The organism is Vreelandella lionensis (genome assembly GCF_044543515.1).
GTDB lineage: Bacteria > Pseudomonadota > Gammaproteobacteria > Pseudomonadales > Halomonadaceae > Vreelandella > Vreelandella lionensis.
Genome location: NZ_JBITWC010000021.1, coordinates 45,914 through 68,285, shown reverse-complemented (window position 1 = coordinate 68,285; position 22,372 = coordinate 45,914). Strand labels below are relative to the sequence as shown.

Genomic DNA, 22,372 nt, shown 5'->3' with positions numbered 1-22,372 from the left:
TTGCTCCTTAATAGGGTACTAAATCAACGCTTAAACACAGCCAGTGTCAGCTTAGTCACGCACGGCATGTTGTGGCAGCGGCTAATGCGTTAGCATAGCGCGCTTAACGCTCCACCGTTGACTTACCATGCCAAGTTCCACGACTTTTTCACTGTCTCGCAACCAGCCGTCGCGTGAATACCCGACTCACGAACGGCTATCCGCAGAACAGCTTCGCCAGCTTGCCGCACTGATTAAACAGTGGGGGCGCGAGCTGGGCTTTCAGCAGGTCGGTATTACCGACACGGACTTAGCGGCCCATGAGGCCCACCTAAACCGCTGGCTGGATAAAGGCTACCACGGTGAGATGGGCTTCATGGCGAAGCACGGCACCAAACGTACGCGTCCTGAAGAGCTAGAACCCGGCACTCAGCGGGTCATCAGCGTACGTATGGACTATTTACCCGCTGAAGTAGAGAGTGCCAAGGTGCTTGGTCAACCCAACCGTGCCTATGTCTCCCGCTACGCTCTGGGCCGTGATTATCATAAATTAATGCGCAAACGCTTGGCGCAGTTAGCAAAGCACATCGAGCAAGAAGTAGGAAAATTTGGTTTTCGCGCCTTCGTCGACTCCGCCCCGGTGATGGAGCGTGCGCTCGCCCAAAAAGCAGGCTTAGGGTGGTTCGGTAAAAACGCCATGTTGCTGAATCCCAAAGCGGGCTCGCTGTTCTTTCTTGGGGAGCTGTATACCGACCTACCGCTGCCTGTCGATGCTCCTTTTGAGCAAGAGCATTGCGGCAGCTGTAGCGCTTGCCGCACCGCTTGCCCCACGGGCGCTATCGTAGACGATAAGGTAGTTGATTCGCGCCAGTGCATCTCTTATCTCACCATTGAGCTGCACGGCGCGATTCCCTTAGAGTACCGTCGCGCCATGGGCAATCGCGTGTATGGCTGCGACGACTGTCAGCTCGTTTGCCCGTTCACACGCTTCACAAAAATCACCCAAGAAGAGGACTTCTCCCCACGCCACGACCTTGACCGCGCATCGCTTATTGCGCTGTTTAGCTGGGGCGAAGAGGAATTTTTGGACAAAACCGCAGGCAGCCCCATTCGCCGCATTGGCTATGAGCGCTGGCTGCGTAATCTTGCCGTCGGGTTAGGCAATGCTCCGTGGAGTGATGCCGTCGAGGCCGCGCTATGGGCACGCCGAGCTTACCCTAGCGCCCTGGTGCGAGAGCACGTTGCCTGGGCGCTCGACGAGCAGCGCCACAAGCGAGATGCGCGTATCGCGACGCGCATCTAAGGGCTACTCCTCTTCGTCGCTCCCTTCTTCAATACGCAAAAACGTGCTGCGGTAATGGGCAAGCTCCGCAATCGACTCCTTGATATCATCCATCGCCAAGTGGGCATTCTGCTTTTTGAAGCCCACCAGCGCACCGGGGTTCCAGCGCTTCGCCAACTCTTTGACGGTCGAGACATCCAAGTTGCGATAGTGAAAGAACGCCCACAAGTCGGGCATTTCCCGCTCCAAGAAGCGGCGGTCTTGATGAATACTGTTGCCGCACATCGGCGAGGAGCCCGCCACCACGTACTGGCGTAAAAAGTCGAGAGTTTGGCGCTCGGCTTCTTTAGTTTCGATGGTGCTCGCTTTCACCCGCGCCACCAGCCCAGACTCACCGTGAGTTTTCTGGTTCCATTCATCCATCCCGGCCACGAGGCTGTCGGGCTGTTTGACGGCGATCACTGGGCCTTCTGCCACGACATTCAACTGAGCATCGGTGATAAGGGTAGCCACCTCGATAATGCGCTCTTTATCCGGCTCCAGGCCGGTCATTTCCAAATCAATCCATACCAACAGGTCGCTACGCGGTGCGCCGCTTTGCTCGCTCATTGCATTCATTCCTTGGCCAGTTTCGCCCTGACATCGGCGAATAAAGTAAAAGTGTCGCTTATATTGCGCTAACCCGCACCCCATACAGGACAGTAGACCGCCCAGGTGGGTACAATGACGTCTATTGTAACGATCATCAGGTGGTCATGAGCAAACGTAAATTAAGCCGCCAGCAGCAGTGGCGAGTCGAGAAGATTCAAGCCGAACGCGCCCAGCGCGCTGAAAAGCGCGATTCCAAGGATGCCGAAAAGCTCTCTGCAGGCGAATACGGCCCAGAGCAGCCGGGTCGAGTGATGGCCCACTTTGGCCGTACGCTGGAAGTGCGTGACGCCGACGGCACACCTATACGCTGCCACCTGCGCGCCAACCTAGATGGCTTGGTAACCGGCGACCGAGTGATCTGGCGGGCAGGCCAGGATGGCTCTGGCGTGGTGGTTGCCCGTGAAGAGCGCGACAGTATTTTGAAGCGCCCTGACCCACGCGGCCAGCTTAAGCCGGTAGCCGCCAATATCGACCAGCTGCTGATTGTATTCGCCGTCGAGCCTGCGCCCCACCCCAACCTGATTGACCGCTATCTGGTAGCCGCTGAAGCCACCGGCATCGCGCCTGTGCTGGTGCTGAATAAAACCGATTTACTGCCAGACGATGGCGGCGAACTCGGTCAGCTGCTGGAGCGCTATCACCAGCTAGGCTATCCGGTGGTACGCACCACCACGGCCAACCCCGAAGGGCTGGATACGTTGCGCCAGCAGCTCGCGGGCCGCACCTCGGTATTCGTCGGCCAAAGTGGTGTGGGTAAATCATCGCTGATTGACCTGCTACTGCCCGACGAAACCCTGCGTATTGGCGCGCTATCGGAAGATTCGCGTAAAGGCACGCACACGACGACCACGGCGCGTCTCTATGCCATGCGCAGCGACGAAGTCAGCAATGGCGAACTGATCGACTCGCCCGGCATTCGTGAGTTTGGCCTGATCCATCTGGACGAGCAGGAAGTAACCGATGGCTTCATCGAGTTCCACCCCTATTTGGGCCTTTGCCGCTTCCGAGACTGCCGCCACCGCAATGAGCCGGGCTGCGCTTTACTGGACGCCGTCGAGGCAGGCAAGATTCATCCAGAGCGTTTCGCCAGCTATCGACGTATTCTCGATAGCTTGAATCCTCAGTGATGAACCCGCAATGACCAAGGCGACATCGTCGTTAGCCTCGTTGCAGTTGTCTTAATGTTAAGGGAGCCGGATATGAGCACCGCCAGCCACTCATCAGAACACAATCTATTGCCACTCATCGTGGAGCCGGAGCAGTTACAAGAGCACTTACAGGCGCCTGAACTGCTGATTATCGATGTGCCCGTCAATGGCGAAAGCTACCGTCAGGGCCACGTTCCCGGCGCCATTTATCTGGATTTTCGCTACTTGATGCGCGGCGAAGGCCCGGTGCCCAACGACGTGCCGTCGGTGGAGTTTCTCTCCAAGTTATTCAGCGCGCTGGGCTTAACCCGCGACACCCATGTAGTAGCTTACGACGACGAAGGCGGCGGCTGGGCAGCTCGCCTGCTCTGGACACTGGAGCTGATCGGCCACACCCGCTACTCCTATCTGAATGGAGGCATTCACGCCTGGCGTGATGCAGGCCTGGAAGAGAGCACCGAGTTCACCGCACCCACACCTAGCGAATACCACGCTGAAATTCTTAACCCAAGCGCCGCGATTACCTGCGACGAGATTAAAGAAAAGCTCAGCGACAGACAGTTTGCCGTTTGGGATGCCCGCTCTAAAGCAGAGTTCGACGGCGAGCGTGGCAACAATAAGCACCTTGGACATATTCCCGGTGCCGTCAATATGGACTGGCTGGACGCCATGGATCGCCATCGCGCTTTGAGAATTCGCGACTATGCGGAACTGATGACTGAACTTGGCGCGCTTGGCCTTACCCCCGAGATGGAAATTGCCACTCACTGCCAAAGCCACCACCGCAGCAGCTTTACCTGGCTAGTGGGTAAAGCGCTAGGCTTTAATATGCGCGGCTACGCGGGCTCCTGGGGTGAATGGGGCAACCGCGACGATACACCTATCGAGAAATGAAGAAATTACTGTGACCCTTTCCCAAAAAGCTTTTTCACTACTTCAATACCCGCTGCCTCAGCACGCGCTGTCGCGCCTGACGCGTAAATTTGCCCAGTGCGACAACCTCTGGGTGAAAGACACCCTGATTAAAGCGTTTATCAAGCGCTTCAAGGTGGATATGAGCCAGGCGCTGGAGCCAGACCCCACCGCCTACGCCACATTCAACGACTTTTTCACCCGCGCGCTGAAAGCAGATGCTCGCCCACTGGGCGAAGGTCTACTGAGCCCTGCGGATGGCACGCTGTCACAGTTTGGCCGCCTCACCACGGCGGGCAAACTGGTGCAGGCCAAGGGGCATACGTTTTCCGCCCAAACCCTGCTAGGCGGCGACAAAGCGCTAGCCGATGAGTTTTTGAACGGCAGTTTCGCGACGGTTTACCTTTCACCGAGCGACTACCACCGCGTGCATATGCCAGTAACAGGCACGCTGCGGGAAATGATCTACGTTCCAGGGCGACTCTTTTCGGTCAACCAGGCCACCGCCAACTACGTGCCCGGCTTGTTCGCCCGCAATGAGCGTTTGGTGTGCATCTTTGATACCGAGCACGGCCCCATGGCGATGGTGCTGGTCGGCGCTATGATTGTGGCCGCCATTGAAACCGTCTGGTCTGGGCAGGTAACGCCGCTGTCGGGCCACCCTCAGCGCATGCGCTTCGGGCAGCCGATCGTGCTGGAGAAAGGTGCTGAGATGGGCCGCTTCAAGCTCGGCTCCACCGTGGTCATGTGCTTTGCCAACCCCGTGACGTTTAACAATTATGCGCTAGGGACAAGCGTTCAGATGGGCCAATCGTTGGCAACCCAAACGCTCTAAGGCAGCTTGTTTGCCACACTCTCCGCTCAGCAGTTAGGCGTTGAAAATGAGAGCACGTCTTCCAGGCGTGCTTTATTCAGCGCCTGCTGAATCAGCCGGTCGATTCCCAACGCAACGCCCGATGCAGCGGGCATGCCATGGGTTAACGCCGCCAACAGATGCTCATCCACATCCACCGCGGGCAACCCTAAACGCCGGCGCTCTTCGTTATCATCATTAAACCGCCGACGCTGCTCTTCGGCATCGGTTAACTCATCGTAGCCGTTGGCCAGTTCGACGCCGTTCAAATAGAGTTCAAACCGCGAGGCCACCCACTCTCCATCGGCATCCTGATGGCGACGCGCTAGCGCTGCTTGGCTGGCAGGATAATCCACCACCACACTTAGCTCTTGCTGGCCCAGGTGGGGCTCAATCACCAAGCTCATCAGCAAATCCAGGCAGGTATCGCGGCCGTCATCAGCCAAGGCACTTGTTGGCATATTGGCTCGCTCTGCAGCTAGTGCACGCAATGTCTCCAACGAGGTCGTGAAGGGGTCCACCTCTAAGTGTGTGTGAAACAGCTCACGATAACGATAATGCACCACTGGACCTGGTGAGTTCAGCAATACTTGCATCACCAATGCGGTCGTTTCTTCGATCAACTGCGCCAGCGTATACCCGGGCCGATACCACTCCAGCATAGTGAACTCGATATTATGCCGCGACCCCACCTCGCCATCACGAAAGCTTCTAGCCAGTTGGAAAATAGGCCCGCTACCTGCTGCCAACAGGCGCTTCATATGAAACTCAGGGGACGTTTGCAACCAGAGCTTGCGCTGCCCTTTCTCTGTTCGTGCGAGCGCAGCCAGTGAGACTAAATGTACATCAGTGCTGCCCCCCTGCCCTAGCACTGGCGTTTCCACTTCCCAGACGTCACGCTCTGCAAAAAACCCGCGTACAGCGGCAAGCAAACGCGCGCGCTCACGCAGCGTCTCCATTGATGCTGTCGGCTGCCAGTTAGCCGTCATTCCCTTCTCCCTAACAGCATAAAGCCACGCGTTATTATCGCGTGGCTTTATGAATAAAATGCTGATTTCAGCGCGTGATTAGGCGCGTGATACGTACTCGCCAGAACGGGTATCGACTTTCAGCACTTCGCCCTGGTTAATAAAGAGCGGCACACGTACCACAGCACCCGAAGACAGCGTAGCAGGCTTAGAACCACCCTGCGCCGTATCGCCTTTTAGGCCCGGGTCAGTCTCTACAACTTCCAGCTCGATGAAGTTAGGCGGCGTTACGGAAATGGCCTTATCGTTCCATAAGGTCAGAATGTAAGGCACCTGCTCTTTTAGCCACTTGATGGTATCACCCAGCGCTTTTTTCTCTACCGCATACTGCTCAAACGAGCCGTCGGTCTTCATGAAGTGCCACATATCACCGTCGGTGTAGAGGTACTCCATTTCCAGATCCATGACGTCAGCGCCTTCTAAAGAGTCGCCAGACTTGAATGTCTTTTCACCCACACGGCCTGTCATCAGGTTGCGCAGTTTCACGCGGTTGAACGCCTGGCCCTTGCCCGGCTTAACCAATTCGTTCTCAACGATCGAACAGGGGTCGCCGTCGAGCATTACTTTCAAACCTGCTTTGAATTCGTTGGTAGAATAGTTCGCCATAATGCCTCTCAATGGTCTGTTTCAATTGTCTATGTCGTACGTGCGGCGCTCCGCCAGCCACTTACGTCACCGTCAGTTGCGTCATTGCGAATAGCAACGCCGCTAAGTGCGCGCATGATAACCCGAAGGAGGGCTTTTTGCAGGAGAACATCATTATCGCTGGTCACCACGCACCTGCCCAGGTTTCGACCTCCTGGCAGCAGCAGCTTTCTCATGCGATTCGTGATCCCGACACGCTCTGCCAACGCCTTGGTTTAGGCGCCCAATGGCTGCCCGGCGCGCAGGCAGGACATCGCCTGTTCGATATTTGCGTGCCCGACGCTTACCTTGCCCGCATCAAGCCCAACGACCCCAATGACCCACTGTTGCGTCAAGTGCTGCCTATAGGCGATGAAACACTGGCCTCACCGGGCTACGTCACAGACCCGTTAGAGGAAGCCGACCACCGCCCCGTCAAAGGGCTGATCCATAAATATGCAAACCGGGTACTTCTGATAGCAAGCCCAGCCTGCGCAATCAACTGCCGCTACTGCTTTCGCCGCCATTTTCCTTATAGCGAGAACTCGCCTTCCCGCGCCCAGTGGCAGGAAGCCCTGGACTACCTACGTGCCGACACCTCGATTCACGAAGCCATCCTATCAGGAGGCGACCCCCTTGCCGCCAGCGACCGGCAGCTGGCGTGGCTAGTCGAACAGCTAGAGAGCATTCCTCACCTAAAACGGCTGCGTATTCACACTCGCTTGCCCGTGGTCATTCCCGACCGCGTGGATGAAAGTTTACTTGGCTGGCTGGGCAGCACCCGCTTACAAAAAGTCGTCGTCCTGCATATCAACCACGCCAACGAGATCGACCAAGCCGTGGTGGATGCCTGCGCGCGCTTAAAACAGGCAGGCGTCACGCTGCTAAACCAGAGCGTTCTATTACGGGACATTAACGACAACGTGCCTACCCTCGCGGCCCTCTCGGAACGGCTGTTTGAAGCAGGCGTGCTGCCCTACTACCTCCACGTACTCGACCCAGTTCAGGGCGCCGCGCACTTTGACGTGCCTGACAAAGAGGCGCAAGCGCTCATTCAAGTGCTACTGGAACACTTACCCGGCTTTCTCATGCCACGGCTGGTGCGTGAAGTGCCAGGTAAGATGAGCAAAACGCCTTTGTGATCCTCCCCTGCCATTGGCCTCTTTGTTTCATTGCGGTGCGTAGCGCACCGCTCTACGCACCACGATAATGCATTACTCTATCATCAGCTTCTTAGAGTTAACTATAAAACCTCTATAACCTATTAAAATTAATGATTTTTATAGATGACGGCCAATATTTTGCTGTGTAGTTAAGTGTTACACATGGGGTATTGGCTGCCTTCGCTGCCACACAATCGAGTTTCCAATAGATCGCTAGGGTTCCGACGCCATCAACGATATGCCCCTGATGGACGTGGCTGGTCCGAGAGCGATCGACCTTGCAAGCGCAAGGTTACACGGCGGGATAAAAGCCCGGGAGGATAAGGCACAGTGATGCGCCGATGCCCCTGAGTTTTTTCTTAGCCGCTGGAGGCTCTCATGACCCGTTCCAATCGCTCTGCCCTCAAAAGCCTGTCCCTAGCTCCGCTGACCGCGGCGCTACTAGCATCATCCTTGACGATCACACCTACCCAAGCGCAAGAACGCAGCGACTTTAGCGTCTGCTGGTCGATTTATGCCGGCTGGATGCCCTGGGCCTATGCCGACGTAGAAGGCGTGGTCAATAAGTGGGCCGACGAATACGGCATTAGTATCGATGTCGTGCAGGTGAATGATTACGTGGAATCCATCAATCAGTTCACTTCTGGCAACGTCGATGGGTGTGCCATGACCAACATGGATGCTCTAACGATTCCATCGGCCAGCGGCGTCGACTCCACCGCACTGATTATCAACGATTACTCCAACGGCAATGATGGCATCGTGCTGAAAGGCAGCGATGACCTAGCCGATATTGCGGGCCGTCAGGTCAATCTCGTTCAATTCAGCGTCTCTCACTACTTTCTGGCCCGTGCTCTCGAAAGCGTTGGCTTGACTGAACGCGATATCGAAACGGTGAATACGTCCGATGCGGATATCGTCGGCCTGTTCGCGAGCGACACCACAGAAGCCGTCGCTGCCTGGAACCCCCAGTTAGGTGCCATCGAGGATATGGCGGATAGCAACGTGGTGTACACCTCAGCTGAGATCCCCGGCGAGATACTCGACATGATGGTCGTAAATACGCAAACCTTGGCGGATAACCCGGCACTGGGTCATGCCCTGGTAGGCGCTTGGTATGAAGTGATGGGACTCATCGAGGCAGATGATGAAAATGCGCTTGGCATCATGGCAGATGCCGCTGGCACTGATATTGACGGTTATCGTCAGCAACTTGCCGCCACCTACCTCTACACCGACCCCGCCGAAGCCATCGCGCTCATGGAAAGCCCAGAGCTGCTCAACACCATGCAGCGAGTGGCTGAATTCAGCTTCCAGCACGGCCTACTAGGCGACATGGCACCAAACGCAGAAGTCGTCGGCATTGAGACACCCAGTGGCGTCTTCGGAGACGAGAGCAACGTGCAACTGCGCTTCGACCCCAGCTTTACCCAAGCTTACCTCGACGCTCAGTAACTAGCGCCATGGGAGTAGCCACGGCTGCTCCCTCTGCTTTTATCTTCGATGGACATCCGCCATGAAGCGACTCATTAATCTAGCCCCATCCCGAGGGAGCAGATGGCTGCTGGGACTGTTGCCTTTCCTGTTATTGGCCATGGTTTACCTGAGCCTTTCCAATGCCCGACTGGCCGAGAACCCTAATGATCGGCTACTGCCCACTCCGGCCACCATGGCAAGCTCATTTTATCATTTGGCCACCGCAGAAAACGTACGCACTGGCCAAATCGTTCTATGGACAGACACTTTCGCCAGCTTAGAGCGGATTCTCATTGGCGTGGCGATCAGCGCTTTCATCGGCCTCGTAGTGGGTATTTTAAACGGCGGCATTCCGCTCATCCGCGCCAAACTCTCACCGCTGGTCACCGTCGCGTCGCTTATCCCTCCGATGGCGATACTTCCGATTCTATTCATCGCCTTTGGCACCGGTGAGGCCGCCAAGATCGCGTTGATCGTGATTGGGGTGACGCCGTTTCTGATTCGCGACCTGCAAGGCCATGCGCTGCGACTTCCCGATGAACAGCTGATCAAAGCACAAACCCTGGGAGCCAGCTCCTGGCAGGTACTGTTGCGGGTGCTACTGCCCCAACTCACGCCGCGGCTACTGAATGCCACTCGCTTGGCCCTCGGCAGCGCCTGGCTGTTTTTAATAGCTGCCGAAGCAATTGCCGCCCAAGAGGGGCTTGGTTACCGCATTTTTCTGGTTCGCCGCTACCTGTCGATGGACGTGATTCTGCCCTACGTGGCGTGGATTACGCTGCTGGCGTTCCTTCTTGACCAGATTCTCGCCTGGACATCGCGCCTTGCCTTTCCCTGGTACCACTCGGGCGAAGGAGACAACTCATGAGCCTACTGTCCGCCAAACGCCTAGAAAAGCATTACGGCCATCACGTCGTGCTTGAGAACCTTAATTTCAGCGTCGAGCAAGGAGAATTTGTCACGCTGGTAGGTGCCTCTGGCTGCGGTAAAACCACGTTTTTAAAGATGCTGCTAGGCACCGAAGCCATTTCAAAAGGCAACCTTCTGCTAGATGGTAAGCCCATTCCTAACGAACCCGGCCCGGATCGAGGGGTGGTATTTCAGAAGTATTCCGTCTTTCCACACCTGACTGTGCTGGGCAACGTGATGATGGCCGATGAGCTGCATAGTGCCAAGCTGCTTGGAAAAAGTTTTGGCACTGCCAAACGGCACGCGATTGAGAAAGCCCAAGCACGTATTGAAGAAGTTGGCCTAAGTCACGCGCTTAATAAGTATCCCCATGAGCTGTCCGGCGGCATGCAGCAACGTCTAGCCATCGCCCAGGCGCTCATGATGCGGCCACGCATGCTGTTGCTGGATGAGCCATTTGGTGCCCTGGACCCCGGCATTCGCCAGGACATGCACGAATTAATCACGCGACTTTGGCAAGAGCAGCAGCTCACCATCTTCATGATCACCCACGACCTAAAAGAGGCCTTTGAGCTGGGCACACGGCTATGGGTGTTTGACAAAACCCGCCACGACCCTCAAGCCCCGGAAGCCTATGGCGCCACCATTACCTATGACCTGCCCATTTCGAGAGACCGTCCAACGGCAGCCTTAACGGAAGCACTTCATCAGGGCGGACTGAAAACCCACACCCAGGAGACGCTGCTATGAATAGCCAGCCCGATTACACCACTCATTTACCCGGCGGGCACCACTGGTCACTCCGCCTACGTCGCGGCACAACACTAACCCTGACCGCCCAGGAGGCCAACAGCAACGTAGGATTACTCTGCTACAACCCAGAAAACCTGCTGGAGCGCTTAAACCTGCCGGACACCTTGAAGTGCCAGCACACGTTCAAACTGACCCAAGGCCACTGCCTTTACTCGGACATGGGCCGCATCTTTGCCTCGATCACGCATGATGACCTTGGCTGGCACGACAGCGTTGGCGGCAACCTGCTGCCCCAACACCTGCTGGCCAAAGGCTGGCAGCCAGTGAGCTACCAGCAGGCCCACAATGACTGGACGCGCACCGGCTTCGACGCCTTCCTGGTCGAACTCGCCAAGTATGGGCTTGGCCGCCGAGACATGGCTGCCAATCTCAACCTGTTCTCTCGCGTCGAGAGCGATGACGAAGGCAAGCTGCACTATGTCAGCAACCACTGCCAGCCGGGCAACAGCGTCACGCTGCGCTTCGAGATGGATACCCTAGTGTTGTTGCATACCTGCCCCCACCCGCTGGACCCTGCCACTGACTACCCGCGCCGTGGCGTCGATATCGCGTTAGGTACGGCTGAGCCACCGACAGAGGACGATCCTTGCTACCGCTCACGGCCAGAAAACGCCCGTGGCTTTGCCAATAACCGCCTATACCACCTCGGCCTTTAAGGGGAAAACCATGATTATCGAGAGTACCTTACGCCCCGAAAACGCGCTTAGCCGCACTACCGTTAATGCGGGCGATCACTATATTGGCACCGTGAAGCAGGGCCAAACCTTGCGGATTTTAGACCTGGAAGGCAACCAAGCGGCTGACACGCTGTTCTTCAGCGCCGACGACACCGCCGAGCGCTACAGCGCCATGGATACCGTTCGCGAACAGGGAGCGGTCTATCTCACGGCGGGCTCCAAGCTGATCTCCAGCGAAGGCCGCACGATGCTTACCCTCACCGCCGACACCTGCGGCCGCCACGACACCCTAGGTGGTGCCTGCGCCAGCGAAAGCAACACCGTGCGCTACGACCTGGAAAAGCGACACATGCACTCCTGCCGGGATAACTGGATGCAGGCCATCGCCAACCACCCAGAGTATGGCCTGAGCAAACGGGACATCACCCACAACATCAACTTCTTCATGAACGTACCGGTGACCGCTGACGGCGGGCTGACGTTTGAAGACGGTATCTCCGCACCGGGCAAGTATGTGGAAATGGTCGCAGAAATGGATGTCATCGTGCTGATCTCCAACTGCCCTCAGCTCAACAACCCCTGCAACGGCTACAACCCCACGCCCATCGAGCTACTGATTTGGGGTTAAGTAATTCGCCCTAGGGACGACCCTAGAAGGCCAAACAACCTGCGGGACGACCCGCCTTTGTTTGCAGGCAGTGCCATGTCCATCCATAAAACGTTTAGCAAAGTCCTGATTGCCAATCGCGGCGCGATTGCCGCCCGTATTCTACGCACGCTTAAAGCTTTAGGCGTGGGGAGCGTGGTGGTGTACGCCGATGCCGACCGCGATGCGCCCTACGTGCACCAAGCTGATGAGGCCTACTCACTGGGTGAGGGGGCCGCCAGCGATACCTATTTGAACATCGACAAACTGATCGCTATCGCCCAGCAGAGCGGCGCCCAGGCCATCCATCCCGGCTACGGTTTTCTTTCGGAAAACACGCGCTTTATTACCGCCTGCGATGCCGCCGGGCTCGTCTTTCTAGGCCCCACTGCCGAGCAGATACAGCAGTTTGGCCTCAAGCACGAAGCCCGCGCACTCGCCGAAAAAGCAGGCGTACCGCTGGTGCCAGGATCAAAGTTGTTGGAGACCCTCGAAGAGGCCCAACAGGCCGCCGAACGAATCGGCTACCCGGTCATGCTGAAATCCACTGCGGGTGGCGGTGGCATCGGCATGCAGGTCTGCCACTCTCACACGGAGCTGGCACGCGCCTTTGAGTCAGTGAAAGGTCTTGGCGAGCGCAACTTTGGCGATGGCGGTGTCTTCCTGGAAGCCTATATCGCACGTGCCCGCCATCTGGAAGTACAGCTGTTTGGCGATGGCCAGGGCAGTGTTATCGCCCTCGGTGAGCGCGACTGCTCCACCCAGCGCCGCCATCAAAAAGTACTGGAAGAGTGCCCAGCCCCGAATCTCCCCGAAGCCGTGCGCCAATCACTGCACGCCACGGCGGTGCAACTAGGCAAAGCGGTCAACTACCGCAGTGCGGGAACCGTCGAGTTCATTTACGACGCCGAGCGTGAAGCTTTCTATTTTCTGGAGGTTAATACTCGCCTACAGGTGGAGCACGGCGTCACCGAGCTGGTCTACGGCGTCGATATCGTCGAATGGATGGTAAAGCTCGGCGCCGGAGAACTCCCTCGCCTGGAAACACTTGCCCAGACGCTCTCTCCCACTGGTCACGCCGTCCAGGCACGTCTGTACGCCGAAGACCCTGCTCACGATTTTCGCCCCAGCGCCGGGCTACTGACGGAAGTCATCTTTCCTGAAGCCAGCGGCCTGCGCATCGACCACGCCATTGAGGCAGGCCTGGAAGTGTCACCGCTATTTGACCCCATGCTAGCCAAAGTGATGGTGCATGCCGAAAGCCGCAAGCAGGCGACGGCACAGCTGGCGGATACGCTGGACAACACCAGCGTTTATGGCATTGCCACCAACCGTAGCTGGCTTGCCCACGTTCTGCGTGCCCAACGCTTTCAGCAGGCGGATATCGACACCCACTGGCTTACCACCCTGGCGTGGGCACCTCCCGCCATGGAAGTGATCGCCCCTGGCACGCTCACCACAATTCAGGATTTTCCCGGTCGCCAGGGTCACTGGGATGTGGGTGTGCCGCCTTCCGGCCCGTTTGACGACTGGTCGTTTCGCCTTGGCAATCGCCTACTCGACAATCCCACGGATGCCGCTGGCCTAGAAATTACCCTCCAGGGCCCCACGCTGCGCTTTCACCGGGCCACACAGGTCGTGATAGCAGGCGCCAAGTTGCCCGCCTCGCTGGATGGCAACCCTATTAATCACTGGGAAGTCATTGATGTGCCGGCCGGTGCCACTCTTACGTTAGGCAAGGCCACCGCTGGGGCACGCGCTTATCTTCTAGTGCGCGGCGGCATTCAATGCCCTCGCTATCTGGGCTCTCGCAGCACCTTCACGCTAGGCCAGTTTGGCGGCCATGGCGGGCGGGCACTGCGCAGCGGCGATATGCTGGAGCTGCCCACGCTGATGCCTGCGCCCTCACGCACGCTGGATAGCGCGCTAGCCCCCGCCATTGGCAACGGTTCCGAAAGCGTGACAGAAATTGCCGTGCTTTATGGCCCTCACGGCGCGCCAGACTTTTTCACTGATAGTGATATCGAACGCTTCTTCGACCACGAGTGGGAAGTGCACTACAACTCCAGCCGCACCGGTGTACGGCTAATTGGCCCACGCCCAGAGTGGGCACGGGCGGATGGCGGTGAAGCAGGACTCCACCCTTCCAATATTCACGATAACGCCTACGCCTTTGGCACTATCGACTTTACCGGCGACATGCCGGTCATTCTTGGCCCGGACGGCCCGTCACTGGGTGGCTTTGTCTGCCCGGCCACGGTGGTGCGCGCTGAACGCTGGAAGCTGGGACAACTCACCGCTGGTGACAAGGTCCGCTTTGTCCCGGTGAGTCTCGCCACCGCCCGCACACTAGAAGAGCGCCAGCTCGCCCAGCTGGAAACCCTCACAGCGAACCCTGTTGAAGATATTCAGCCAGAACGAGACACCCCGATCCTGCGCGACATCCCAGCCGAGCAGGCCGGGGAGCGAATCGTATACCGCCGCGCCGGGGATGATTTCCTGCTCATTGAGTTCGGTGCGATGGAGCTGAATATCGCGCTACGCTTTCGCGTACACGCCTGGATGCTGTGGTTACAGGAACATTCGCTGCCCGGCCTACGGGAACTAACCCCCGGCATTCGCTCGCTGCAGGTTCACTATGAGCCGCTGGAACTTAGCCTTGATGAGTTGCTTTCGCACCTTCACAAAGCCGAGCAGGCGCTAGTCGATGTCGAGTCGTTGGAAGTAGAGTCGCGTGTCGTGCATCTACCGCTCTCATGGGATGACCCCGCCTGCCAGGAAGCCATCGACAAGTATCAGCGCAGCGTGCGCCCCGACGCTCCCTGGTGCCCCAGCAACCTGGATTTTATTCGCCGCATCAACGCTCTCGAAAGCGAACAGCAAGTGCGCGATATCGTCTTCAACGCCCGTTATCTCGTGATGGGCTTAGGAGATGTGTATCTGGGGGCGCCCGTCGCGACGCCCCTTGACCCGCGCCAACGCCTGGTCACCACCAAATATAACCCCGCCCGTACCTGGACAGCGGAAAACTCGGTGGGTATTGGCGGCGCCTATTTATGTGTTTATGGCATGGAAGGCCCCGGCGGCTACCAGTTCGTTGGTCGCACGCTGCAGATGTGGAACCGTTACCGCACCACCCAACACTTCAATAACCCTTGGCTGCTGCGCTTTTTTGATCAACTTCGCTTTTATGAAGTCAGCCACGAAGAGCTACAGCAAATTCGCTGTGACTTTCCCCACGGGCGCTTCGAGCTGCCCATTGAAACGGCCCGCTTCAAACTGGCGGACTACCAAGCCGATATCGATAAGAACGCCGAAGCGATTGAGGCATTTCGCACCAAGCGAGAAGCAGCCTTCCAGGCTGAAATGGCCGCCTGGCGCGCCAACGGCCAGTTCACCTTTGAAGACCAGACACCGGCTAGCGCAGAGATCGAAACGCTGGGAGAGGATGAACTTGGTATCGAAAGCCCGGTGACCGGCAGCCTATGGAAGCTGCTGGTCAAGAAAGGCGAGCAGGTAGAAGCAGGTCAGCCCGTAGCGCTGGTGGAGTCCATGAAAATGGAGGTAGAGGTCACGGCCCACTGCGCCGGTCGAGTTACCAGACTTCCGCTTACCGAAGGCGCTGCCATTGGCCCCGGCCAACCTCTGGTGGTACTCACCCATGAGGAGGAGGCTGACGTATGAGCACACCTACCGCAGACAAACGCTTGGCAGACTTTCAAGAGATCCCTGTCATCGATATTCATCCCCTGCTGCACGGGGATGATCAAGCACGCCGCGAAGTCGCCGATGAGTTGGGTCGCGCCGCCCGTGAAGTCGGTTTCTTCCAGATGATGGGACATGGTATTGATGGTGCACTGCGCGAAGGCCTGATTCATCAGGCCAAGCGTTTCTTTGCTCAGTCTGAAGCAACCAAAATGGAGCGCTACATCGGGCGCTACACCCACCACCGTGGCTATGTGCCGCCCGGCGAGGAGTCGCCGGACCCGGCCAAGCCCGATATGAAAGAGGCCTTCGACCTAGCCTTTGAACTACCCGATGATGACCCGGAGGTGCTGGCCGGGACACCGTTGCTCGGCCCCAACCCCTGGCCTGACCTGGACGGTTTCAAGGAGCCAGTGGCCGCTTATTACGACGCTGCGTACCACGTCGGGCGCGCATTGATGGGCGGCTTTGCTATGGCGCTGGGGCTGGCTCCCCAGCAACTGCTTCAGCACGTCAATAAGCCGCCCAGTCAGCTGCGCCTGATCCATTACCCTTATAACCCTAATGCTGAGGATGCCCAAGGCATCGGCGCCCACACTGACTACGAGTGCTTTACCCTGCTACTGCCTACCGCGCCAGGGCTTGAGGTAATGAACGGTGCGGGCGAATGGATTGATGTGCCGTATCAAGAGGATACGTTAGTCGTCAATATTGGCGATATGCTGGAAATTTGGAGCAACGGCGAGTTTGTAGCGACCTCCCACCGAGTGCGCAAGGTAAAAGAGGAGCGCTACTCTTTCCCGCTGTTTTTTGCCTGCGATTACCATACCGACGTCGCGCCGTTGCCCGAATTAGTCGAGCGCCACGGTAAAGCCCATTACGCACCGCTCAAAGCAGGCGATCATCTTTATGCCCAAACTATCCAAACCTTCCGCTATCTGCGCGAGCGTTTAGCAAAGGGCGACATTACGCTTCCCGAAGGTGCCCGCGCAGTCGGTAGTCTGGGCCAGCATGGCAAACATAAGGAAGCCCCCTTATGAACGTCGGCTTACCTGCCACACCTCAAGCATTTCGCGGCGTGTGGCAGCGCACGCTCTACGCTGAGCCCGCTAAAGCACCCTACCAACAGGCCGACACCACTACTCAGGTTTATTGGATTCAGGGCAAACACTGGCATGCCGACCTGCGCCTGCCTGCAGACTCGCCTGACTTTTCAGGCATCACCGGTTTAGACGACTGCAACCGCCGCCAGCTTGAATGGCTGGCGAGGCTCACTGCTTTTGCAGGTATTACCCAAATCGATAGTGAGCTAGGGGTATGCACCTGGCACCGCTATCAGGATCTATGCCCTAGCCTGGAAAAGGATGTAGGGCTACTGCGCTGGATTGACGGCACCATTTTAGAAGAGCGACATCCGCACGATCAGTACGTTGAGCACTGGCAACAGCTTTCCAACGATGCCGTTGAAGACGTAATTCAAGACGCTCAGGGCCAACTGCGCTGGCTGCAAATCGGCGACCACGCTATGGCAATCACACCTCGCCCTTGGGCAGATAATGCAGACGCACTATTCGCCCCAATCAATAGCTTAACTGACAGCGCTCTTCTCTGGCGCGCCAGCCTATGCTTTGACTACTTAGAGCGTAGCCAAGACGGTTGGCGGGTAGTGCTATCTACCCAGCCGTGGCGGAAGGGAGTGATTTATGACAGTGCAGCAAACCGACTTCATTCTTCTTTAGTGACACCGATTTAATTAAGGAATTTATTATGACGCTTCCTATTGCACTCGATATTGCCAGCCTGCATGCAGCCTACCGTAGCGGCAAACTCACCCCTTCTGATCTTATCAGTCAGCTATTGACAGCGGCCGAAAACCACGGTAAAGAGCCCGCCTGGATTACCCGCTTAAATCGCGAGCAGTTGGCGCCCTATTTACAGCGCCTAGAAGGTGAGTCACCGGAAACGTTGCCGCTTTACGGCATTCCCTTTGCGCTGAAAGACAACATCGACCTCGCAGGGATACCCACCACTGCAGGCAGCCCGGCCTATGCTTACACGCCCTCGGAAAACGCCTTTGTGGTGCAGCAGTTGATCGATGCGGGCGCGATTCCCATGGGTAAAACCAATCTGGATCAGTTCGCCACCGGGCTGGTAGGCGAGCGGGCGCTGGAAGTTTATGGCACCCCCGCCAATGTCTTCGACCCAACGCTGGTGCCCGGCGGCTCCAGCAGCGGCTCCGCAGTGGTGACAGCCGCCGGCATGGTCAGCTTTGCACTGGGCACCGATACGGCAGGCTCTGGCCGCGTGCCTGCATGCTTTCATAACTTATACGGAGTTAAACCGAGCTTGGGGCTGCTTAGCACCCGGGGCGTGGTACCCGCTTGCGCCACACTGGATACCATTAGCCTGTTTGCGCTGACCGCTGACGATGCCGCAAAGGTGCTGGATATTACCGCAGCCTATGATGCCGAGTGCGCTTGGTCGCGCCAGCATGACTTTGCCGTACACGGCAAACGCTATGGAAAAGCGCCCGCTACGTTTCGCTTTGGGGTGCCACTGGAACCCCAGTGGCAAACCGATGCGGCCTATACCCAAGGCATGCACCATGCAATTGCTGAGCTTGAAGCATTGGGCGGTGAAAAGGTCGAGCTGGACTGTTCGCCGTTACTGGCTGCTGCGCGCTTACTTTATGAAGGCCCCTGGGTGGCCGAACGCTACCATGTTATTCGTGAGCTAATGAAGAGCAACCCGGATGCGGTACACCCGGTGACTTTCCAAATCACCCAGGGTGGGGCAACGCCGCTGGCAGTAGACGCCTTTGATGCGCGCTATAAACTCGCTGAGTATAAGCGCCAGGCCGACGCACTCATTAGTCAGGTGGATGTGATGCTCACGCCTACAACGGTGACTCACCCAAGCAAGGCCGAGGTGGCAGCGGACCCTATCGGTGTTAACTCCCGCCTGGGTACCTGGACCAACTTTATGAACCTGCTAGACTATAGCGCCCTGGCGGTGCCAGTGGGATTTAGCGAGCGCGACCTACCGGTGGGCGTCACGCTGTTTGGGACAGTATTTGCAGACTTAACGCTACTCTCCCTCGCCCGCGCCCTTGAAGCGCGCCTAATGCTACCGTTAGGCGCAACCAGCATTCCACACCCGCCTTTAGAGGAACTACCCGCTCCTGCCCAGGATGGCAGCATGGAGCTGGTGGTGTGCGGTGCGCACTTAAAAGGCCTGCCGCTTAACCATCAGCTCACACAGCGGGGTGGCGTATTGGTGAGCACCACCCACAGCGCCCCGCGCTATAAGCTCTTTGCTCTGGCAGGTGGGCCTCCAAAGCGCCCGGCGATGCTTCGCGACGACACCGGCCAAGCCATTGAAGTAGAAGTTTGGCGTTTGCCTATCGAAACCCTGGGCAGCTTTTTAGCGGGCATTCCTGCCCCGCTCGGCTTAGGCCAGGTGGAGCTTGCCGACGGCAGTTGGAAGTGTGGCTTTACCTGCACCGCGGGGGCGCTAAATGAAGGCGGTGAAGCTGAAGACATCACCGAATTTGGCGGCTGGCGGGGGTGGTTGGCAAGTCAATCTTAACGCTGATATACAAGGCCCATGCACATGTAAAACATTGTGTATGGGCTTCTTTACACAAGCTCCTTCGCTTGCTCTTGAGTTCGCTTGCCAAGCGAACGATTAGCGGCTTTAAAACATACCCGCATCAGTGGCATCAACAGCCACAAAAGTGGTGTAAGTAGCCAGCGATAAATAAAGCGCGCAATGAACATTACCGGTAATAGCACAATTAACCAGACAAGAAACTGCCCGAGCCACGTTGGCCAGCCTAACCACTGAGATAGATTGGCACCCAGTGCACTGACTAGGCTGGGGTGGCGAATGACCACATAAGCCGTGGCGGCGACCGCAGCAACTTTGGCCATGCGCGGCAGCGTTGCGAAGCGCCCGCTTGTGGCAACGATCCCTTGACGCACACCCATGCGAGCGGCCTGCGCCTCGACGCCACCCACACGAGCAGCACGAGCGGCTCTTCCAGTGCGTAGCACTTTCACGGCACTGGCCATTACCAGCAGATCAACACCCGCCCAGCCCAGATCGCTTGCGCCTATTGCCTCGCCACGCCGCCACTGGCTTTCCAGATCACGTAGGCCGCTAGTAAAAAAGTCGCCTACGCCGGAAACTAAGCGTTCGCCCTGCAGCCACGCTACGTTGCCTTCGTCATCCACGACAAACTGGTTGAGCAGCCCATGGCCGTTGCTGTCGAGTAACGCGATACCCATCTGGCCACGCCGCAAAGGGGTTAGCTCGGCCATGGCCACCTCTACGTCTGCGTCACCCAGCTCATCGGAATCCGATGGCTCATCGCCCCACCAGCGGCTGACTTGCTGATAACGCTCCCCTATCCAGTGCTGAGCGCGCAGCGTCGTCACGTCGTGATCGCGGAAGTAGCTGATAGGCAGCACGGCATCCGCTCCGAAGCGCACCAGCACCTGTTGGAATTGGGGCGATAACCCATAGTCGAGAAGCGTGCTTCGAGCGATATCACCGTGACGCATTATCGCCAACGCGGCGCTCATCCATAGCGCTTGATCAGACGCATAGTGCAGAAACAGTGCGTTGATCTCAGCAGACTCTTCTTGAAGCGTGGGCTCAAGAGCGGGCAGTGCCCGCTCTACTTCCAAGCGTACCAACGTCTCTTCAAACGGCTCATGGGAGGCCGTCTGCGAAAGCAGCCCAGCCAGTATCATGGCGACTAATACGATGAACAGCCAAGGCCGTTTGAGCATTTACCCTAAGGACTCCGCCGTCACATTGGCCGCCGCAGGCTGCGTCGAGTAGTGGCGGTTGATCGCACTCAGCACGCCTTTCATGGATGCGCTAGTGATGCTTTCATCGGTACCTACGCCAAATACGGATTTGCCATCAATGCGTACTTCCACGTACGCGATCGCTTCGGCATCCGCCCCTTGGCCGCGGGAGTGTTCATGATAGTCAATGATTTCGACCTCTTGGCCGCTCGCCACCAGCGCCTTGATGAACGCGGCCAGCGGGCCGTTGCCTTCACCGGTCAGGGTCTGGCGTTGGCCGCCGTTTTCGACAATGGCCTCTAGCGCGACTTTGGGGCTATCTGGCTCGGAGGAAAGACGGTGATTCACCAGTGCCAGCGATGACCGCTGCTCTAAATACTCATCGGCAAAGGCTTGGTAGATCATTTGTGAGGTGATCTCTTTACCGGTGCGGTCCGCCACTTCCTGCACCACTTGGCTGAACTCGATGGAAAGCCTGCGGGGCAGCTCGATACCGTGCTCCTGTTCTAACAGGTAAGAGATGCCGCCTTTGCCTGACTGGCTGTTCACGCGGATAACTGCTTCGTAGCTGCGGCCTACGTCCAGAGGGTCGATGGGTAAGTAGGGAACGTCCCACGGCGCTTCTGGATGGGCGCGACGGTCTGCCATGCCTTTTTTGATGGCATCCTGATGCGAGCCTGAGAACGCGGTAAAGACCAAATCGCCCACATACGGGTGGCGCGGGTGGACGGGCAGCTGATTGCAGTACTCGGCTTCGCGCATGATCGGAGTGATATTGGAAAAATCGAGCTGGGGGTTCACCCCTTGGGTATACATGTTCATCGCCAGCGTGACGATATCTACGTTGCCAGTACGCTCGCCGTTGCCAAATAGCGTGCCCTCGACTCGATCTGCCCCCGCCATCAACGTGAGTTCGGCCGCCGCGACGCCAGTGCCGCGGTCGTTGTGCGGATGAACGCTGACGATCAAGGTATCGCGCTTTTTGACATGGCGACAGAACCACTCAATCTGATCAGCGTAGTTGTTGGGCGTAGCGACTTCGACCGTGGCTGGAAGGTTGACGATCATTTTGTTGTCGACGCTGGGGCCAAAGGTGTCCATCACCGCTTCGACGATCTCCACCGCGAAATCCATCTCGGTGGTGGTAAATAGCTCGGGTGAGTACTGGAAGGTCCAGTTCGTTTCCGGGTTGGCCGCCATCAAATCGCGAATCTGCGCGGTGGCATCAACGGCAATTTGAATACACTCGGTTTTGTCGACGTTAAACACCACCCGACGAAACATCGGGTCGGTGGCGTTATAAACATGCACGATGGCGTTTTTGACGCCCTTCAATGCTTCAAAGGTGCGCTCAATCAGGTGCGGACGCGCTTGGGTCAGCACTTGAATGGTCACGTCCTCGGGAATCTTATCCTGCTCGATCAGCGAGCGAACAAAATCGAAGTCGGTTTGCGATGCGGAGGGGAAACCCACCTCAATCTCTTTAAAACCAATCTTCAACAGCATGTCGAACAGGCGCTGCTTGCGCTCTTGATCCATCGGGTCAATCAGCGACTGGTTGCCGTCCCGCAGGTCAACGCTGCACCAGATCGGCGGCGTTTCGATACGTTGGCTTGGCCACTGGCGGTCAGGCAGGTCCACGGCCACAAAAGGACGATACTTTTTAGAAGGGTCGGATAGCATCATAGC

Annotated in this window: 19 protein-coding genes and 1 riboswitch; of the genes, 14 read left to right on the top strand and 5 right to left on the bottom strand. The window is 57.4% G+C overall.

Annotation, left to right across the window (positions count from 1 at the left end; all coding sequences use genetic code 11):
• Nucleotides 1-127: 127 nt before the first annotated feature.
• A complete protein-coding gene (gene queG / locus ACIGG6_RS13575; protein ID WP_399845108.1) occupies nucleotides 128-1,282 on the top strand; it encodes a tRNA epoxyqueuosine(34) reductase QueG in 1,155 nt (384 codons plus the stop codon).
• Nucleotides 1,283-1,285: 3 nt separating this feature from the next.
• Here the strand turns inward: queG and orn are convergent, their stop codons facing one another.
• Nucleotides 1,286-1,870, bottom strand: a complete 585-nt coding sequence (orn, locus tag ACIGG6_RS13570) for an oligoribonuclease (protein WP_399845107.1) — start codon at nucleotides 1,868-1,870, stop codon at nucleotides 1,286-1,288.
• Nucleotides 1,871-2,016: 146 nt separating this feature from the next.
• On the opposite strand from orn, the gene rsgA reads away from it, so the two are divergent.
• From rsgA to asd, 3 genes are all read left to right on the top strand, one after another.
• Nucleotides 2,017-3,039 (top strand): small ribosomal subunit biogenesis GTPase RsgA, encoded by a 1,023-nt coding sequence (gene rsgA, locus ACIGG6_RS13565; protein ID WP_399845105.1) that lies wholly within the window; start codon nucleotides 2,017-2,019, stop codon nucleotides 3,037-3,039.
• Nucleotides 3,040-3,111: 72 nt separating this feature from the next.
• On the top strand, nucleotides 3,112-3,954 hold the full coding sequence (locus tag ACIGG6_RS13560; protein ID WP_399845103.1) for a sulfurtransferase: 843 nt from the start codon (nucleotides 3,112-3,114) through the stop codon (nucleotides 3,952-3,954).
• A 10-nt stretch (nucleotides 3,955-3,964) separates the two neighbouring features.
• Nucleotides 3,965-4,807 (top strand): archaetidylserine decarboxylase, encoded by an 843-nt coding sequence (asd, locus tag ACIGG6_RS13555; protein WP_399845102.1) that lies wholly within the window; start codon nucleotides 3,965-3,967, stop codon nucleotides 4,805-4,807.
• A gap of 26 nt (nucleotides 4,808-4,833) precedes the next feature.
• On the opposite strand, the gene epmA is transcribed toward asd, so the two are convergent.
• On the bottom strand, nucleotides 4,834-5,814 hold the full coding sequence (epmA, locus tag ACIGG6_RS13550; protein WP_399845100.1) for an EF-P lysine aminoacylase EpmA: 981 nt from the start codon (nucleotides 5,812-5,814) through the stop codon (nucleotides 4,834-4,836).
• Nucleotides 5,815-5,892: 78 nt separating this feature from the next.
• On the bottom strand, nucleotides 5,893-6,459 hold the full coding sequence (gene efp / locus ACIGG6_RS13545) for an elongation factor P (protein WP_399845097.1): 567 nt from the start codon (nucleotides 6,457-6,459) through the stop codon (nucleotides 5,893-5,895).
• 137 nt (nucleotides 6,460-6,596) lie between these two features.
• Here efp and epmB point away from each other — a divergent pair, with 137 nt between their 5' ends.
• The 10 genes from epmB (at nucleotide 6,597) to atzF (ending at nucleotide 19,454) form a co-directional block, all read left to right on the top strand.
• Nucleotides 6,597-7,619 (top strand): EF-P beta-lysylation protein EpmB, encoded by a 1,023-nt coding sequence (gene epmB / locus ACIGG6_RS13540; RefSeq protein ID WP_399845095.1) that lies wholly within the window; start codon nucleotides 6,597-6,599, stop codon nucleotides 7,617-7,619.
• A gap of 223 nt (nucleotides 7,620-7,842) precedes the next feature.
• Nucleotides 7,843-7,961: riboswitch (guanidine-I (ykkC/yxkD leader) on the top strand.
• Nucleotides 7,962-8,018: 57 nt separating this feature from the next.
• Complete coding sequence (locus tag ACIGG6_RS13535) at nucleotides 8,019-9,095, top strand: putative urea ABC transporter substrate-binding protein (protein WP_399845093.1); 1,077 nt, start codon at nucleotides 8,019-8,021, stop codon at nucleotides 9,093-9,095.
• A 61-nt stretch (nucleotides 9,096-9,156) separates the two neighbouring features.
• Nucleotides 9,157-9,984 carry an ABC transporter permease gene (locus tag ACIGG6_RS13530; protein ID WP_399845091.1) on the top strand — a complete coding sequence of 276 codons (828 nt, stop codon included), beginning with the start codon at nucleotides 9,157-9,159 and terminating at the stop codon, nucleotides 9,982-9,984.
• Nucleotides 9,981-10,775: an ABC transporter ATP-binding protein gene (locus ACIGG6_RS13525; RefSeq protein WP_074210440.1), complete on the top strand. Its 795-nt coding sequence runs from the start codon at nucleotides 9,981-9,983 to the stop codon at nucleotides 10,773-10,775. The genes ACIGG6_RS13530 and ACIGG6_RS13525 overlap by 4 nt, the downstream gene beginning before the upstream one ends.
• The gene (locus tag ACIGG6_RS13520; protein ID WP_253507442.1) at nucleotides 10,772-11,494 is read left to right on the top strand and encodes an urea amidolyase associated protein UAAP1; all 723 of its coding nucleotides are present in this window, start codon (nucleotides 10,772-10,774) and stop codon (nucleotides 11,492-11,494) included. Before ACIGG6_RS13525 ends, ACIGG6_RS13520 begins: the two co-directional genes overlap by 4 nt.
• A gap of 10 nt (nucleotides 11,495-11,504) precedes the next feature.
• Entirely contained in the window at nucleotides 11,505-12,143 is a 639-nt protein-coding gene (locus ACIGG6_RS13515; protein WP_336272969.1) for an urea amidolyase associated protein UAAP2, read from the top strand.
• Nucleotides 12,144-12,218: 75 nt separating this feature from the next.
• Nucleotides 12,219-15,845, top strand: a complete 3,627-nt coding sequence (gene uca, locus ACIGG6_RS13510; protein ID WP_399845088.1) for an urea carboxylase — start codon at nucleotides 12,219-12,221, stop codon at nucleotides 15,843-15,845.
• On the top strand, nucleotides 15,842-16,906 hold the full coding sequence (locus tag ACIGG6_RS13505) for an isopenicillin N synthase family dioxygenase (RefSeq protein WP_399845086.1): 1,065 nt from the start codon (nucleotides 15,842-15,844) through the stop codon (nucleotides 16,904-16,906). The genes uca and ACIGG6_RS13505 overlap by 4 nt, the downstream gene beginning before the upstream one ends.
• Nucleotides 16,903-17,619, top strand: a complete 717-nt coding sequence (locus tag ACIGG6_RS13500; RefSeq protein WP_399845085.1) for a hypothetical protein — start codon at nucleotides 16,903-16,905, stop codon at nucleotides 17,617-17,619. Before ACIGG6_RS13505 ends, ACIGG6_RS13500 begins: the two co-directional genes overlap by 4 nt.
• A 14-nt stretch (nucleotides 17,620-17,633) precedes the next feature.
• Nucleotides 17,634-19,454 (top strand): allophanate hydrolase, encoded by a 1,821-nt coding sequence (atzF, locus tag ACIGG6_RS13495; protein WP_399845083.1) that lies wholly within the window; start codon nucleotides 17,634-17,636, stop codon nucleotides 19,452-19,454.
• Between the two features lie 50 nt (nucleotides 19,455-19,504).
• Here the strand turns inward: atzF and ACIGG6_RS13490 are convergent, their stop codons facing one another.
• Nucleotides 19,505-20,662: a hypothetical protein gene (locus ACIGG6_RS13490; protein WP_399845081.1), complete on the bottom strand. Its 1,158-nt coding sequence runs from the start codon at nucleotides 20,660-20,662 to the stop codon at nucleotides 19,505-19,507.
• Nucleotides 20,663-22,369, bottom strand: coding sequence for a 2-isopropylmalate synthase (leuA, locus tag ACIGG6_RS13485; protein ID WP_399845080.1), 1,707 nt, complete (start codon nucleotides 22,367-22,369; stop codon nucleotides 20,663-20,665).
• Nucleotides 22,370-22,372: the final 3 nt, after the last annotated feature.

Bases quoted from the DNA above. Each gene is read 5' to 3' on its own strand.
- ACIGG6_RS13515 (WP_336272969.1), top strand. From the start codon at position 11,505: ATGATTATCGAGAGTACCTTACGCCCCGAAAACGCGCTTAGCCGCACT.
- efp (WP_399845097.1), bottom strand. From the start codon at position 6,459: ATGGCGAACTATTCTACCAACGAATTCAAAGCAGGTTTGAAAGTAATG.
- ACIGG6_RS13530 (WP_399845091.1), top strand. From the start codon at position 9,157: ATGAAGCGACTCATTAATCTAGCCCCATCCCGAGGGAGCAGATGGCTG.
- uca (WP_399845088.1), top strand. From the start codon at position 12,219: ATGTCCATCCATAAAACGTTTAGCAAAGTCCTGATTGCCAATCGCGGC.
- queG (WP_399845108.1), top strand. From the start codon at position 128: ATGCCAAGTTCCACGACTTTTTCACTGTCTCGCAACCAGCCGTCGCGT.
- rsgA (WP_399845105.1), top strand. From the start codon at position 2,017: ATGAGCAAACGTAAATTAAGCCGCCAGCAGCAGTGGCGAGTCGAGAAG.
- ACIGG6_RS13525 (WP_074210440.1), top strand. From the start codon at position 9,981: ATGAGCCTACTGTCCGCCAAACGCCTAGAAAAGCATTACGGCCATCAC.
- orn (WP_399845107.1), bottom strand. From the start codon at position 1,870: ATGAGCGAGCAAAGCGGCGCACCGCGTAGCGACCTGTTGGTATGGATT.
- leuA (WP_399845080.1), bottom strand. From the start codon at position 22,369: ATGATGCTATCCGACCCTTCTAAAAAGTATCGTCCTTTTGTGGCCGTG.
- ACIGG6_RS13520 (WP_253507442.1), top strand. From the start codon at position 10,772: ATGAATAGCCAGCCCGATTACACCACTCATTTACCCGGCGGGCACCAC.
- ACIGG6_RS13500 (WP_399845085.1), top strand. From the start codon at position 16,903: ATGAACGTCGGCTTACCTGCCACACCTCAAGCATTTCGCGGCGTGTGG.
- epmA (WP_399845100.1), bottom strand. From the start codon at position 5,814: ATGACGGCTAACTGGCAGCCGACAGCATCAATGGAGACGCTGCGTGAG.
- atzF (WP_399845083.1), top strand. From the start codon at position 17,634: ATGACGCTTCCTATTGCACTCGATATTGCCAGCCTGCATGCAGCCTAC.
- ACIGG6_RS13505 (WP_399845086.1), top strand. From the start codon at position 15,842: ATGAGCACACCTACCGCAGACAAACGCTTGGCAGACTTTCAAGAGATC.
- ACIGG6_RS13490 (WP_399845081.1), bottom strand. From the start codon at position 20,662: ATGCTCAAACGGCCTTGGCTGTTCATCGTATTAGTCGCCATGATACTG.
- ACIGG6_RS13535 (WP_399845093.1), top strand. From the start codon at position 8,019: ATGACCCGTTCCAATCGCTCTGCCCTCAAAAGCCTGTCCCTAGCTCCG.
- ACIGG6_RS13560 (WP_399845103.1), top strand. From the start codon at position 3,112: ATGAGCACCGCCAGCCACTCATCAGAACACAATCTATTGCCACTCATC.